Annotated in this window: 8 protein-coding genes; 4 read left to right on the forward strand and 4 right to left on the reverse strand. The window is 68.3% G+C overall.

Annotated elements, in window-relative coordinates:
• Positions 1–74: 74 nt before the first annotated feature.
• On the reverse strand, positions 75–3053 hold the full coding sequence (locus GXY15_09735) for a tetratricopeptide repeat protein (GenBank protein NLV41489.1): 2979 nt from the start codon (positions 3051–3053) through the stop codon (positions 75–77).
• A gap of 107 nt (positions 3054–3160) precedes the next feature.
• Here GXY15_09735 and GXY15_09740 point away from each other — a divergent pair, with 107 nt between their 5' ends.
• Complete coding sequence (locus tag GXY15_09740; protein NLV41490.1) at positions 3161–4921, forward strand: VWA domain-containing protein; 1761 nt, start codon at positions 3161–3163, stop codon at positions 4919–4921.
• Between the two features lie 35 nt (positions 4922–4956).
• On the forward strand, positions 4957–5298 hold the full coding sequence (locus tag GXY15_09745; GenBank protein NLV41491.1) for a hypothetical protein: 342 nt from the start codon (positions 4957–4959) through the stop codon (positions 5296–5298).
• Between the two features lie 10 nt (positions 5299–5308).
• Here GXY15_09745 and GXY15_09750 read toward each other — a convergent pair whose 3' ends face one another.
• A complete protein-coding gene (locus GXY15_09750) occupies positions 5309–5938 on the reverse strand; it encodes an anaerobic ribonucleoside-triphosphate reductase activating protein (GenBank protein NLV41492.1) in 630 nt (209 codons plus the stop codon).
• Positions 5938–8088, reverse strand: a complete 2151-nt coding sequence (locus GXY15_09755) for a ribonucleoside triphosphate reductase (GenBank protein NLV41493.1) — start codon at positions 8086–8088, stop codon at positions 5938–5940. The genes GXY15_09750 and GXY15_09755 overlap by 1 nt, the downstream gene beginning before the upstream one ends.
• Before the next feature lie 495 nt (positions 8089–8583).
• On the opposite strand from GXY15_09755, the gene GXY15_09760 reads away from it, so the two are divergent.
• Complete coding sequence (locus GXY15_09760; GenBank protein NLV41494.1) at positions 8584–9573, forward strand: DUF1559 domain-containing protein; 990 nt, start codon at positions 8584–8586, stop codon at positions 9571–9573.
• Between the two features lie 148 nt (positions 9574–9721).
• Positions 9722–11011 carry a hypothetical protein gene (locus GXY15_09765; protein ID NLV41495.1) on the forward strand — a complete coding sequence of 430 codons (1290 nt, stop codon included), beginning with the start codon at positions 9722–9724 and terminating at the stop codon, positions 11009–11011.
• Between the two features lie 16 nt (positions 11012–11027).
• Here GXY15_09765 and GXY15_09770 read toward each other — a convergent pair whose 3' ends face one another.
• Positions 11028–13223: a hypothetical protein gene (locus tag GXY15_09770; protein NLV41496.1), complete on the reverse strand. Its 2196-nt coding sequence runs from the start codon at positions 13221–13223 to the stop codon at positions 11028–11030.
• Between the last annotated feature and the right edge of the window lie 484 nt (positions 13224–13707).

Raw genomic sequence — 13707 nt, forward strand, 5'->3', positions numbered from 1 at the left:
ACAACGTCCAGTCACGGGGAAATGTACCAGAAAGGGCGGGGGCAAAGCAAGTTTCGCGCGCAGCGGATGGCGGGCTATTCGGGCGCCGCGCCCTCTTTTTCAGGGTTGGCGGAGGCGGGGGACGTCTCAAGGGACTGGCGCGCGGCCTCAATCTCTTTCGTGAGCAGCTCTTTGCTCTGGGGGTCCATTTCGGTCTCCGCGGCGAGGCGGTCGTATTCCGCGAGGGCGTCCTCGTGACGGCCCTGTTTGTAGAGCGCCCGCGCCCGGGACCAGCGCAGTTCCAGATTGCCGGGGTCCGCGCGCAACGCCTCATCGAGCACCGCCATCGCCTCGGGATACCGCTCCTGCAGGGCGCGCAGATCGGCCCACTGAAGGGCGAGCACGGTCCGCATGTCCTCCGGCAGGCAGGTTTCCGCCAGCCGCAGCAGCGCCTCGGCGTTGTCCAGGTGGCTCGTGCCGGCGAAAACCATGGACAGGTTGAGCGCGGCGGCGCACCTGCCCGGGGTGGCCGGGTCTGAACGCTGGAGGGTTTCGCCCAGCAGATACGCGGCCCATCCGTAGGTTTGGGCCGGGCTGAGGGCGCGTTCCGGCCGCAGGGAGCGCACCGCGCCCGCCAGCACGAGGGTGGCGTTCTCCAGCGCCTCCGGCCCGCGCGTGAGCACGGCGTTGACGGCGGCGACCTGCGGCAGGGGCTGCGCGGCGGGCTTCCGCCGCGCGAGGGCCTCGCAGGACCGGGTCACCTGCGTTTTCAGAAATTCGGCGCGCCCGGCGGAGAAGGCGAAACGGGCGACATTGGTCCACACCTCCGGGCGGCGGGGGGCGTTGTGGACCGCCGCGGCGCAGGCGTTTTCCGCCGAATCCAGGTCCTGATACCCCGTCTCCATCACGCTTGCCAGGAACAGCTGCGCCGTGGCCAGCGTGTCCGTGTCCGGCGTCGGCGCCCGGCGCAGCCGGTCAATCCGCTCATCCAGCGCCTTGCGCAGCCGGTCAAAGCGGCGCGTGGTGTTCGCGTATTCCAGGAAGAGCGGCCACGTCTCGCTGTCCTCCGGGTCTATCCGGGCGGCGCGCATCAGGGCCTCCTCGGCCCCGTCCCAGTCCTTGAGCGACATGCACACGCGCGCCAGGTTGCGGTAGATGGCGGGCCGGTTCTTCTGCGAGCGGTTGCTGCCCGCCGCGCGCTCCAGGTGACCCCGCGCCTGCTCCCAGTAGTCCCGCGCGCGGTCGTGCGCCTGCGGACTTTCGCCCGCGGCGAGGAGTTCCGCGGTCAGGGCGGCGGTCCGTCCGAGCACATCCGACGCCTCCGCCATTTCGGGGCACAGTGCGCGCTGCGCCTCCCCGTGCTGGAAGGCCTCCTCCAGCAGGGCGAGGGCTTCCTTCAGCGCCTCCGGGCTGGAATGGTCCATGCGCCCCACCCGCTGCAGTTGCGTCTCCGCCAGGGGAATCCGCGCCATCAGGTGGGTGGGGTTCAGCGAAAGGGTTTTCGCAAACTGCGCGGAGGCCTCGTCCATCCGCCCGTCCAGCATGGCCAGCTGGCCCAGCCGCCAGGGGAACTTCCAGTTCCCGGGGGCGAGCCGTGCGCCTGCGGCGTACTGCCGCGCGGCCAGGGGATGGTTCCCCGTCTCCTGCGCGCTCAGCCCCATTTTGAGATGGTATTCCGAGGCGAACAGGAGAGAGGCCAGGACGGCCTGCGCCGCCAGCGCAAGCAGGGCGCACGCGATGAGCGGCCAGCCGGGGCCGGCGGGCGCGCCCCCGGGCGCGGGGGCGTCCCCGCGTTCCGATGCGATTCCCTCCAGGGCCCCGGCCAGCACGAAGAACAGGGCGCCGGAAACGGGCAGCCGCAGGTTGAACCCGAAAAGGCCGTCCACCGCGAAGGCGGCAAACATGGCGGACAGAGCATATCCCGTCCGGCGTCCGGCGCGGTCCTCCGCCGAGAACGCCAGCACCAGCGCGCAGCCCGTCGCGAAGACCAGCAGGGCCAGCCAGGCCCCGGCGGCCACAAGCCCCGCGTCCACGCCGATCTCCAGCGGGTCGTTGTGGACGTGGTGGTTGTATGTGGACTCCGAGGCGAAGTATTCGCGCTCATAGGGGGTCCAGTACGCCGGGTTCTCCATCTTGTAGACCCCGGGTCCGCGGCCCAGCAGCGGGCGGTCCATGATCATGCGCGACGCGCTGGTCAGCGACTGGTACCGCAGCAGGATGGAGGTGTCCAGCGGAAACGCGCTGCCCGTGCGGGCCTTCATGCCCCCCATGAGCGCGGCGGCCCCGCCCGCCGCCAGCACGGCGGCCAGCACCAGCGAGAGCGCTGCGGCCTTTTCCGGGCGGCGCACGCGCCCGCGCACGATCCGGGCCACCAGCAGCAGGCCCAGCCCGGCCGCCAGCGCCACCAGCCCCCCGCGCTGCCCCGTGTTCCAAAGATACCACGCCGCGCCTAGGCCGAAGAGCCACGCGGGCTTCCACCCCTCCAGGGCGAGCCAGGCGGAGGCGATCACCGCCACCACCAGCACATGGGCCGCATAGTTCGGGTTGCCGAAGGTGGACGGCATGGTCTCCGGGCTCTCCCCCCAGGGGAAGGGGTCAAGGCCGGCCTTCTGCACCGCCGCGTACACCGCCGCCAGAAACACCGCCGCGCACAGGGCTTTGAAAAGGCCCATCAGGTGCGCCGGGGTGCGGATCACCTGGGCCGCCGTGTGCCACAGCGCCAGCAGGGCGATGAACCGCCCCGTCTCCTGCGCGGCCAGATGGGCGACGCCCCCGTGAAAGGCGCCCGCGCGCGCGTCAAGAAGGAGCCGGCCGCACGCCGACAGGATCATCATCCCGACCAGGATCGCGGGAAGCTCGGGAAACAGGCGGGGACCCGGCGCCGACAGCGAGAACAGCCGGCGGAACACCAGCCAGCCCCCCCCCAGCGCCAGCCCCGCCCATGCCACCAGCAGCCACTTGATCTCCCCCGTGGGGTCGTGGGTGTAGCGGTAGATCACCAGGGGAAGCGCCGCGGCGAACAGCATCAGCCCGGCGCGGAAGAAGCGCGGCACACTCTGTTGGCTTTGGGTCACAAACGCACTCCGTCGGGGTCGGCACCCCCCCGGACCCATGCTATCATCCGGCGTTCCGGCGGCGCAAACCCGGCGCGCTTTTTTGCATTGGGGGGGGGCTTTGCGCCATGCTCTACGCCATGGAAAAACGGTCCCAAAGGGCGGCCTTCGCACGGGGCGCGGCGTGTCCGCGTCTGCGGCGCGCCCTGTCCGCCGCCGTCCTGCTCCTGCTTTCCGCCTGTCTCACGGGGTGCGACTTCCGGCAGGAGGCCATCTCCCTGTCCAACTGGACGCTGGACTTCAGCCGGAACGAGACGCCGTTCACCATGTACGTGTGGAACAACAACCCCCTCATCCCCAAGCTCACGGTCGGCGCAGAGCCGGACCAGCCCTGGATTCTTGTCAATGTCAGGGAGGTGGTCAGCGACGCCCCCTCAGACCCGGACAAGGGGCCCTTCGACCGGCGGGTGCTCTTCGTGCGGATAGACCGCACCCAGCTCGACGAGGGGGAGCACACCGGAAAGATCGTCTTCACCTCGAAGGGCATCAAGCCCAAGGAGGCCAAGGTGCGCGTGGTCATGGATGCCGACGGGCGGCTCGCGTCCCTGAACATCGTCAACGCCACGAGCACCTATTCCAGCCCCTACCTCATTGATTTCATGTTTGGCGTCACGGACAAAAAGGGCAACGCGGTGGTGGCGGAGCCCGCGCAGTTTTTCGTGGAGGCCCTGGAGGGCGACCAGGCCGTTGGAAACAACAACGGTCTCCAGCTCCGCAGGGCGTCCACCCTCCAGCTCAAGATGGACCTCCTGATGGACTACTCGCAGAACATGCAGGAGCGCCCCGGCGCCGTCGTCGTCATGGAGGGCACGGCCAGGGACATTTTGCTGCCCGCGCTGAACACGGACGCCCAGGTCGGCGTCACCGAGTTTCACCGGGACGACCGTGAGGCCCAGTCCGTTTCGGGCTTCACCGCGGACCGCGCCCACACGCGCGCCCGCATCGGGGACATCCAGTCCGAATATGTGCGCGGGTTCTTCTCCGGCGCGCGCCTTCTCGACGCCGTGGTCACCTCCTGCTCGAAATTCGAGAAGGGCGCCTCGAAAAGCGAGGCCCGCTATGTCGTCCTCTTTTCGGACGGCTACGACACCTCCAGCGCGGCGACGCTGGACGATGCCGTGGAGCGGGCCCGGGACCGGTCGGTCCGCATTTATGCCGTGGGATGCGGGGAGGACGCCAATCTTCCGCTGCTGCTGGATCTGACCGGACGCACCGGCGGCGCGTATTTCCCCGCCGACACCACCGAGCTGCTCCCCGCCGCGGTCGAGGAGATTGTCCAGAACCTGGAGGGCCAGTACATCCTGCGCTGGGCCTCCCTCAGCCGGCGCAATGAGCCGTTCCGCCCGTCCTTCTCCCTCACGCTGGGGGACGCCCGGGCAGGATACAAGGCCACGGATGACTTCAACCCGGACGGACAAAGAGGCGATGTGCTCCGCGGAAAACTGCGGGTTCAGGACTCCGGTTCGCCCGACGGGACCACTGTCCTGCTCCGCGCGGACTACATCCCCCGGTTCATTCGCGAAATCCACCTCTTTGTCCGCAGCGACCTGGCGTTCTCTGTCGGTCTGGTGGAACCCGCCGACGAGGGGCTGCTCGCCGGATGGTCCATGGAGGTCGCCCGCGCCTACGGCACCGCCGGATACTGGGTGTTGCTCGAAAGCCCCGGCCCCCTGCTCTCCTTCGCGTCCTTCGGTCCCTTGGTGCGGTTTGACTTTGGGGGACCCGTTTCGGAGGACCAGCCCCTTTTTGAAGAGCTCTATGTGGACAACGGGGTCTATGAGGACGAGGTGGCCCTCGACATTGCCGGGTTTGACAACCCCACCAACTAGCCCGCCCGGCGCGCGGAGAAGCGGACGCACCCCCCATGGATTTCTACTGCGGAAAATGCGGCACGGAGTTCGGCGCCGAAGAGGCGCATGTCACCCGGGGACTCTGCCCCTTCTGCGGCGTTTCCCTTGAGTCCACGCCGCCCCCGCCCCGGGGCGCCATTGACGTCACCGCGGAGCCCGTGGCGGGACCGGATCCGGAACCTGTTTGCGGCCCCCCCGCCGCCCCGCTGCGGGACACCCCGCCGCCGCCGCAGGAAGACACGGCTTTCTGGTATTGGCGCGCCTCAACGCAGGACCGTCCCCGGTCCTCCTGCGGGTGCTGCGGGTGCCTGCCCGTGCTGCTGCTTTTCCTGCTCCTGGCACTGCTGCTGTTCTGAGGGGCGTTCTTCAGGCGGTTCGTGCGGCGGCGCAGGCGGCGGGGTCCAGGGCATGCTCCGGCTTGAACTCCTGCACGCGGTGCGCAGCGTCGGGGGGCAGCTCCCGCCGGATCGTCTCCAGGTCCCGGGCGCTCAGCAGCGCGGGGGGCGCGGTGGTGCGGAAATGGTGGGCCACCCCGGAACCGGCGATGAGCCGGATGCTCTCCCGCACGGCGTCCAGGGGGGCTTTCACGCCGGCGAGCAGGTCGTATTTCTCCCGGGGCGCCTTCACGTCCATGGCAACGTAATCCACCAATCCGGCGCGCAGCAGCCGGGCCAGCATCTCCGGTCGGCTGCCGTTGGTGTCCAGCTTCACCAGGAGCCCCAGCGCCTTCACTTTTCCCAGGAAAGCGGGCAGGGCGGCCTGAAGCGTGGGCTCGCCCCCCGTGACCACCAGGCCCTCGATCAGCCCGTGGCGCCGCCTCAGCTCCGCCAGCACAATCTCCTCCGGGACGAGGTCGCGCTCGTCGGCCACCGCGGAAAGCAGGGAGCCGTTGTGGCAGAAGGGGCACCGGAAATTGCACCCCTGGGCGAAGACGATGGCCGCCGTCCTCCCGGGGTAGTCGCTTAGCGTGAACGGTTGAAAGCCCCCGAAACGCATCATTCCCCCCCGAGGACGTAGCGGCTGCGCTGGTGAAACTCGGCGCGTTTTCCGTCATTCCACTGGTCCACGGGACGCAGGTAGCCCACCACCCGCGCGTAGATTTCGGCCTTCTCCCCGCAGAAGGGGCAATGGCTGCGCTCCCCGCGCAGGTAGCCGTGGGTGGGGCAGATCGAGAAAGACGGCGACAGGGTGAAGTACGGCAGGCTGTACTTCGCGCACACGCGCCGCACGAAGGCCCTCACCGCCGCCGGGTCCGCCACCGACTCCCCGAGAAACACATGCAGCACTGTGCCGCCCGTGTACTTCGCCTGCAGCCCGTCCTGGAGCTCCAGCACCTCGAACACATCGCTGGAGTAGTCCACCGGAAGCTGGCTGGAGTTGGTGTAGAACGGCTCGGCCCCCCCGTCCACCGCCTTCTGGTTCGCGAACTGGATGCCGGGGAAGCGTTCGCGGTCCAGCCGTGCCAGCCGGTAGCTGGTCCCCTCGGCCGGCGTCGCCTCCAGGTTGTAGTGGTGGCCCGTCTCCTCCTGGAACGCCGTCAGGCGGTCCCGCATGTGGTCAAGCACGCGGCCCGCAAAAGCCGCGCCCGCCTCGTCGCCGATGCCGCAGCCCATCAGGTTGACGCAGGCCTCGTTCAGGCCGACGAGCCCGATGGTGGAGAAGTGGTTGTGCCAGAAGCTGCCGTGGCGCGCGTGCACGTCGCGCAGGTAGAACTTGGTGTAGGGGTAGAGGCGCTTCGCCGTGAACCCCTCCAGAATGGTCCGCTTCGTCTCCAGGCTTTCCCGCGCGGTGTCCATCAGCCGGTCGAGCTGCTCCAGGAACTCCGCTTCGGTCCGCGAGGTGAAGCCCAGCCGGGGCATGTTGATCGTCACCACGCCGATGGAGCCCGTCAGCGGGTTGGCCCCGAAAAGCCCGCCGCCCCGCTTGTCCAGCGTGCGCAGGTCCAGCCGCAGGCGGCAGCACATGGACCGCGCGTCGTCCGGCGACATGTCGGAGTTCACGAAGTTGGCGAAATAGGGGATGCCGTACTTCGCCGTCACCTCCCACAGCCGGTCCAGCCCCGGGTCGTCCCAGTTGAAGTCCGCCGTGATGTTGTACGTGGGGATCGGGAAACTGAAGACCCGCCCCTTCGCGTCGCCCTCCGAGAGCACCTCCAGGAAGGCCGCGTTGAACAGGTTCATCTCCTCCTGGTAGTCGCCGTAGACGCTTTCCCGCGCCTCGCCGCCGATGATCACGCTCTCCCCGGCGAGGTTCTTCGGCGGCTTCAGGTCGAGGGTGACGTTCGTGAACGGCGTCTGGAAACCCACCCGCGTCGCGACGTTCAGATTAAACACGAACTCCTGAAGCGCCTGCTTCACCTCGGGATAGCCCAGCCGGTCGTGCCGGACAAACGGCGCCAGCAGCGTGTCGAAGTTGCTGAAGGCCTGCGCCCCCGCCGCCTCGCCCTGGAGCGTGTAGAAGAAGTTCACGATCTGCCCCAGCGCCGTGCGGAAATGGCGGGCGGGACTGCTCTCCGCCTTGCCGGGCGCGCCTTTGAACCCGCACCGCAGCAGGTCCTGGAGGTCCCATCCCACGCAGTAGACCGACAGCAGGCCCAGGTCGTGGATGTGCAGGTCGCCCCGGCGGTGCGCCTCGCGGATGCGCTCCGTGTAGATTTTGTTCAGCCAGTAGACCTTGCTCACCTCGCTGGAGACGTAGTTGTTCAGCCCCTGCAGCGAATAGGCCATGTTGCTGTTTTCCTGCACCTTCCAGTCCTGGCGGTCCAGATACCGGTCAATGAGGTCCACATCGGCCTGGTGCACCAGCTCGCGCACCCGCGTGTGCTGGTCCCGGTACAGAATGTACGCCTTCGCGCTCTTCTTGTACGGGGACATCAGCAGCACTTCCTCGACGATGTCCTGGATGCCCTCCACCGTCGGCGTGGCCTGGCCGGCCACCGACTGGTGAAGCGCGAGCACGCGCATCGTCAGCTGCCGGGCCGACTCCACTCCAAACTCCCCCGTTGCCTCGCCCGCCTTCAGCAGCGCCGCCGTGATTTTTGACGGGTCGAAATCCGCCACGCGACCGTCGCGCTTGATGATCCTGGCCTCTTGGGGAAGCGCCGCTTCCAGCCCCGCTAAGTTTCTCCTTGCCGCCGCAGTCTCCATCTGTCGCCTGCCCTCCTTCAGCATGCCCTGATACGTGCAACCCGGACGGGAACGCTTCGCTCAGCCCGTCGCAAACGTCCCGATTTTACCCTCAACCCACCACAAAGTCAAGGGGGTATGGAAAAAACAACCACAACATGATGTGGTAAGCGTCCGCCCGGTCCATCCTCGAATTCGCACCTTTCGCAACTACAAGGACATCAACTGGTTGCGGGTTGCGCGCGGCTGCAAGGGAGAGGGACATTCCCCCAAACGCCAGTTTCGGCGGCGGAGAGCAACACGAAAAAGGGGGAAAAGAAAAAAAAGCCGTTGCAAAATGAGAACGTTTATGCTAAGGTGGTCGCGGGAGGTGTTGTACTCCCACTGGCCGGGTGCCTGGTGACGTGGTAACCGGGAGGGTGGTGGAGGCCCCCTCTGCATGTGTGGGCACCGGGCCGGGAAATGTGTCTTTCATTTTGTGCAAGTGTCCCGAGCTGGGGCAAAAGGAGAGTAATCATGAGTCGCACACGTAAAGGGTTTACGCTGATTGAGTTGCTTGTCGTCATCGCCATCATCGGCATTCTGGCTGCCATCCTTCTTCCGGCGCTCGCCCGGGCGCGCGAGTCGGCCCGCCGGGCCAGCTGCCAGAACAACCTGAAGCAGTTCGGCCTGGTGTGCAAGATGTACGCCAACGAGTCCAAGGGGCAGTCCTTCCCCACCATCATGACCTATGACTGCCAGAACAGCAACACGCCCCCCATCAACAAGTCTTTCGCCATAAACGCCTTCCAGGTGTATCCGGAGTACCTGACGGATCCGGCCGTGGCCATTTGCCCGTCCGACCCGATGAACAAGGGCGTCGAGGGGACGTTTGAAGAGGCGCACCGGTCCGGCCACACGCAGCTTTGGAACGGGTCGGCCTATGAGCCCCTTCCGGCCGATGCCGAGACGCGTTTCTTCCCCTGCGAGCTGGACAGCAGCAGTTGCAGTTATCTGTACATGGGCTGGGCGCTCCACCTCCCGGGCGTCACGGACGACCCGCACGTCTTCACGTCCACTGATTCCGGTGCGCTGTTTAGCGAAATCGCGACATACTTCGCCACGAAGCCGGGCCTTGATCCCGACCTCGTGGCCGGGCTGAGCGCCATCCTTATGAACCTCGTGCAGGTGGTCCAGAACACGAACCCCGCCGATCTCGACCAGGTCAGCGAGGACATGGAGCTGAGCCTGCCCAGCGGCCGCAAGATGACCGTCTACCGTTTCCGCGAGGGCATTGAGCGCTTCTTCATCACGGACATCAACAACCCCGGCGCCAGCACGCAGGCCCAGAGCTCGCTCGCCATCATGTCCGACACCATTTCCAACGACTCCAGCGACGAAAACTCGTTCAACCACGTCCCCGGCGGCTCGAACGTCCTCTACATGGACGGCCACGTCGAGTTCCTGCGCTACCCGAGCGGGTGGCCGGTCAGCCCGCTGGCCGCCGGCGTGATGGGCGCCTTCTAAGGCTCCCCTTGTATTCTGGTCCGGACAAATGAACCTGCGGGCGGGGGAAGCCACACGGCTTTCCCCGCCCGCTTTTTTTCGGAGTCCCCCAAAGACGGTCTCCTTTCCGTCTCTTCCTGCTACAATTGCTCTGCAAGGAGAGTGACAGATGAGCGGTACTGTGGTAGTGGCCCCGTTGTTGATGCCCGAAGTGCTTTCTCTGCTTTTCGGGGCGAACGCCGCCTTCTCGGCTGCGGCGGGAATGGGAATTGGCGCGGGGGCCGTGCTCAAGGAGTGCATTAAGGCGGCCGAGGCCAAACGGGAGCGCGAGAAGGCGCAGTTGCGTGAATGGCTGGCCTTCCGGGAGCGGGTGATGGCTGCGACCGAAATGGCCCGGGCTCTCGAGGGGGATGTCGAAGCTTCAGAGCAGAAACTGCAGCACATGGTTCTCTCAGGGGCCAAGGCGTTGCATGCGGGCGGCGACGGCGGCGGGCCGGCCCTCCGCGCGGCGGCCCATCGGGCGCTGGGTGCGGAGCGGATGGCGGCTTCGGAGGCCCGCGCCCTGCTGGCGGGGATGACGGAGGCGCTGGACGCGTTTCCCGAGCCCTACCGCCACGCGGCGGGGAACCCCTGGGAACGTCTGTCCGGACAGATCGCCGCCGTGCTTGCGCGTCTGGACCGGGGGGAAACACTGGAGCGGGAGGAGCTGGAGACGCTGCGGGAAACGGTGCGGCTGAGCCTCTCCGACTTCCTGGAGGGGATGCGCCGCCGCCGGGAGCGCGCCGCAGAGCTGCACGCCCGCATGGAGAAGGCGCTGGACGCGGTGCTTTTCTACCAGGGGGCCGTGGAGGCGCTGGCGGACGAGGAGTTCGCGCGGTACTCGGCGGAACTCGCCACCATGGAACGGCAGATTTTGTCCCTGTGCGCCGCCGACGCGGTGCCGGAGGGCGCGCTGGACCCCGTGGAGCGGCGTCTGGACACCCTTCGCGGGGAGATAGACAAGGCGGCGGTGCGCCACGCCCAGCGGCGGGGGCTGTCGGAGTCCGTCACGCGCAATCTGGAGGAGATGGGCTACCAGTCCATGCAGGCCTTCCAGCCCGACCCCAACGGCCTCCTGCACCGCGCGCTGTTCCGGATTCCGGGGGGCGAGGTGGTCCAGGTGGGGCTGCACCAGAACTTCCAGCTCGCCTTCGAGGTGCTGCACGAGCGCCCCGCCGGGGCCGACCCCAACGCCCCCTTCACGCTGGACGAGCTGGCCAGACTGTCGCGGCAGGAGGGGCTCTGGTGCGGCGACATGCACCGGCTGATCCGGCGGCTTGTCGCGGAGGGCTACCAGTACGCCGTGTCCTACGAGCAGCCCCTGAAGGAGACCAGCATCCGCGTGTCCGTGGTGGAAAGCGCGGAAGATGTCCTGGACCAGGCGGACGCCGCCCCCGAATCCCGCCGCATGGAGCTGTGACCGGCGCCGCCGCCGGTCAGTCCGCGACGTCCTCCGGCAGCTCCACCATCTCTCCCGGCTTGACCACCAGCAGCTTTCCGTTCCGGGACAGGGTGAGTTTCTGCATGGTGCTGCTGTACTCCGCCGCTTTCCATCCGGCGTGGATGTTGTCCCCGAGCACCCCGTCAATCTCCCGAATCCGCCCGCTGGGCAGGAGCAGCGTGATTCGGAAACGCGGCGGGTCGCCCTCCTTGTGAAACACCCCGCGCAGGGTCATTTCCGCCACGGGGGCGGGGGGCGGCGGGGGCGCAGTGGCCTGCGGCGGCTCTTCGGGGGCGGGAACCGCCTCGGCGACGGGTTCGGGAAACTCTGCGGATTCCTGCGGCGGCGCGCCAGGCGAAACCGGCGCCGTTACGGGAACGGGATTGGCTGCGGGAACTTCCGGAGCGCGCGGCGCGGGGGGAACGGGGCTTTCCGGCGCCGGGTCGGGGAGGGTTTCAGCGGTGGCGGCCGCCACCGGGACCGGACCGGCCTTGTCTGCGGGTGCCATCCCGCCCGCAGTGAAGGCGCCCGCGCACAACACGGCGGAGACCGCCACGGCCAGGATGAGTTCGCGCGGGCGGGCGGGCCACCACACCGCGGCCAGGGCGGCCGCGCTGGCGGCAAAGGCCAGCATTGCAACCGCAACCCACGCGGAAAGGGCCGGAGTCCCGTCCGACGCCATGCCCAGATCGGCCCCCCATACCAGGCCCTGGGCCGCCAGAATGCCCGCGAGGACGGCGCCCCGCACCATGCGGTTCCGCAGCACGGGCACCGCTGCGGAGGCAAACGCCATCACGAGCGCGGAGAGGGCCACCGTGCCGGAGGGCGCATACGCGCCGCCGCCTGCGGTCGTGGAAAACAGGGGCACGGAAAGCACCAACAGCAGCACCGCCGCCGCGTAGGCGGGCAGGGCCTCCACCGCCACCTCCGCGACCGCCTTTCGGGAATCCAGCCTCCGGAAGAGGGTGGGCTGCGCCAGAGGCAGGTCCGCCGAGGATTCTGCGTCCAGCGCCGCGCGAATCCAGCCGCGCAGCCGCCGCATGTCGTCCAGGGTGCGGCGCAGCTCCCGGGCCGCGCCCTCGTCCGTCTTGTCCGCGGGAAGCTGAAGCCGCGCCTCGACGGCCGCCCGGTCCGCGTCAAAATCCCGCAGCATCTCCTCCAGCCGCGCGCGGCGGAACGCCGCCTCGGCGCGGACACGCGCCATGTCCGCAGCGGCGGACTGCTCCGCCGCGGCCAGCGCCGCCCCGGACTGGGCGGAGTCGGCGCCCATCCGTCGGCACTCCCGGAGCCTGTGCGCCGCTCGGTCCTGCGCCTCCAGCGCCTCTCCCAGCCGGCCCACATGGTGCGGAATCAGCGGATCGGCGACCGGCACCGGCGCGCTCAGGCCCAGGTCGGAGCTTTCCAGGTCAATGTCGTCCAGCGTCACCGCAACCGGTCCGCCGAGGGAGAGCGTGTCGCGGCAGGCCAGCCAGCCGCGCAGGTTCTGCCGGTGGCGTTCGAGGGCCTCGCGCCGGGCGCGAAACTCCCAGACGGTGGCGTAGAACTGGTCATAGGACAGCTCGCCGGTGCGGAATTTCAGCGTGGCCAGCGCGGTCCCCTCCAGCAGGGCGACCAGGCGCTCCGTCGCGTCAAAGAGCGCCGACTTGAGCCGCTGCTCGTGCCGTTCGCGGATGCTCGCCAGGATACGGCGGTAGGATTCGAGCGTGGCCTGATCGGGACCCGTGCGGCCCTCGGCCGGCTCCCGCATCCGCAGCTCCACCAGCTCCACGCAGGAGGCCACCCGGCGCAGCGGTTCCAGAATGTCCAGGGGAACAGCGGGAAGCGCCGCGTCCGAGCGCGCGCGGTCGGAAACCTCCGAGCGGATCGAGGGGTCCCGCGAACCGGTCTGTTCCCGAACCCGCTCCGCGGGCGGCGCGGGCGGCTTCGCAGGCTGCGGGGCCGGCGGCGGGGTGGCCGGTTTAGCCTCGGCCGGAACGGGGCGCGTCCGCTCACCGGGCGCGCGCTGCCATTCCGGATGGTCCGGGAGGCGCACCTCCTCCGCGTCCGCCGGCAGTTCGTCCAGCCGCGGCGTCCAGAACTTCCGGTGGCAGGAAACGCACCGCCCCGGAAGGCTTTCCACGGCGGGATGCACCCGCATCTTCTGCCCGCAGGAGCAGAACAGCCTGACTTCCCTTGGCGACGCCGATCCCATGTTCTCCGTCCTCCTGCGCGGCCCCCGAATCTTGCCGCGCCCGCGCATTCTCTCCGTTCCATCGCACCCGGTGGCCTTTCGCGCCCCACGCCGTGCCCCCGGCACCGGACGGCCACCATTCTATTGGCAATTATAGCAGTAAAGGCAACAATCTGGTAGCCTGATGAAAACACCGCACAGGCCGGAAGAGCCGTCTTGCAGGGCAATCGCACTAAAATCCGCGGACACCTTCTGGATGGAGTGCGTACATTGCCCTTTGTCCGACATCTTCAACGCTGAAAGCGTTGCCGAATATGGCCCAGGCCAGGCCGCCGCCCGAAGGGCCAGGCCTGCCCTGGGGTGCCCGCGCAGAACAACCATGCCCCAACGGGGCAGCCGAAATTACGGCGGGGGGTGCCGCGACGGCCTTGGGGAAACGCGCGGCCACCGTCGTTTTTCGTGTGCCCCCGCGCGGGCAAGCCCACGCGAAGAAAGGCGGCAGCAA

The organism is Candidatus Hydrogenedentota bacterium (assembly GCA_012730045.1).
In the GTDB taxonomy this organism is placed as follows: Bacteria; Hydrogenedentota; Hydrogenedentia; order Hydrogenedentales; family CAITNO01; genus JAAYBR01.

Bases quoted from the DNA above. Each gene is read 5' to 3' on its own strand.
- GXY15_09740 (NLV41490.1), top strand. From the start codon at position 3,161: ATGCTCTACGCCATGGAAAAACGGTCCCAAAGGGCGGCCTTCGCACGG.
- GXY15_09745 (NLV41491.1), top strand. From the start codon at position 4,957: ATGGATTTCTACTGCGGAAAATGCGGCACGGAGTTCGGCGCCGAAGAG.
- GXY15_09750 (NLV41492.1), bottom strand. From the start codon at position 5,938: ATGCGTTTCGGGGGCTTTCAACCGTTCACGCTAAGCGACTACCCCGGG.
- GXY15_09755 (NLV41493.1), bottom strand. From the start codon at position 8,088: ATGGAGACTGCGGCGGCAAGGAGAAACTTAGCGGGGCTGGAAGCGGCG.
- GXY15_09760 (NLV41494.1), top strand. From the start codon at position 8,584: ATGAGTCGCACACGTAAAGGGTTTACGCTGATTGAGTTGCTTGTCGTC.
- GXY15_09765 (NLV41495.1), top strand. From the start codon at position 9,722: ATGAGCGGTACTGTGGTAGTGGCCCCGTTGTTGATGCCCGAAGTGCTT.
- GXY15_09770 (NLV41496.1), bottom strand. From the start codon at position 13,223: ATGGGATCGGCGTCGCCAAGGGAAGTCAGGCTGTTCTGCTCCTGCGGG.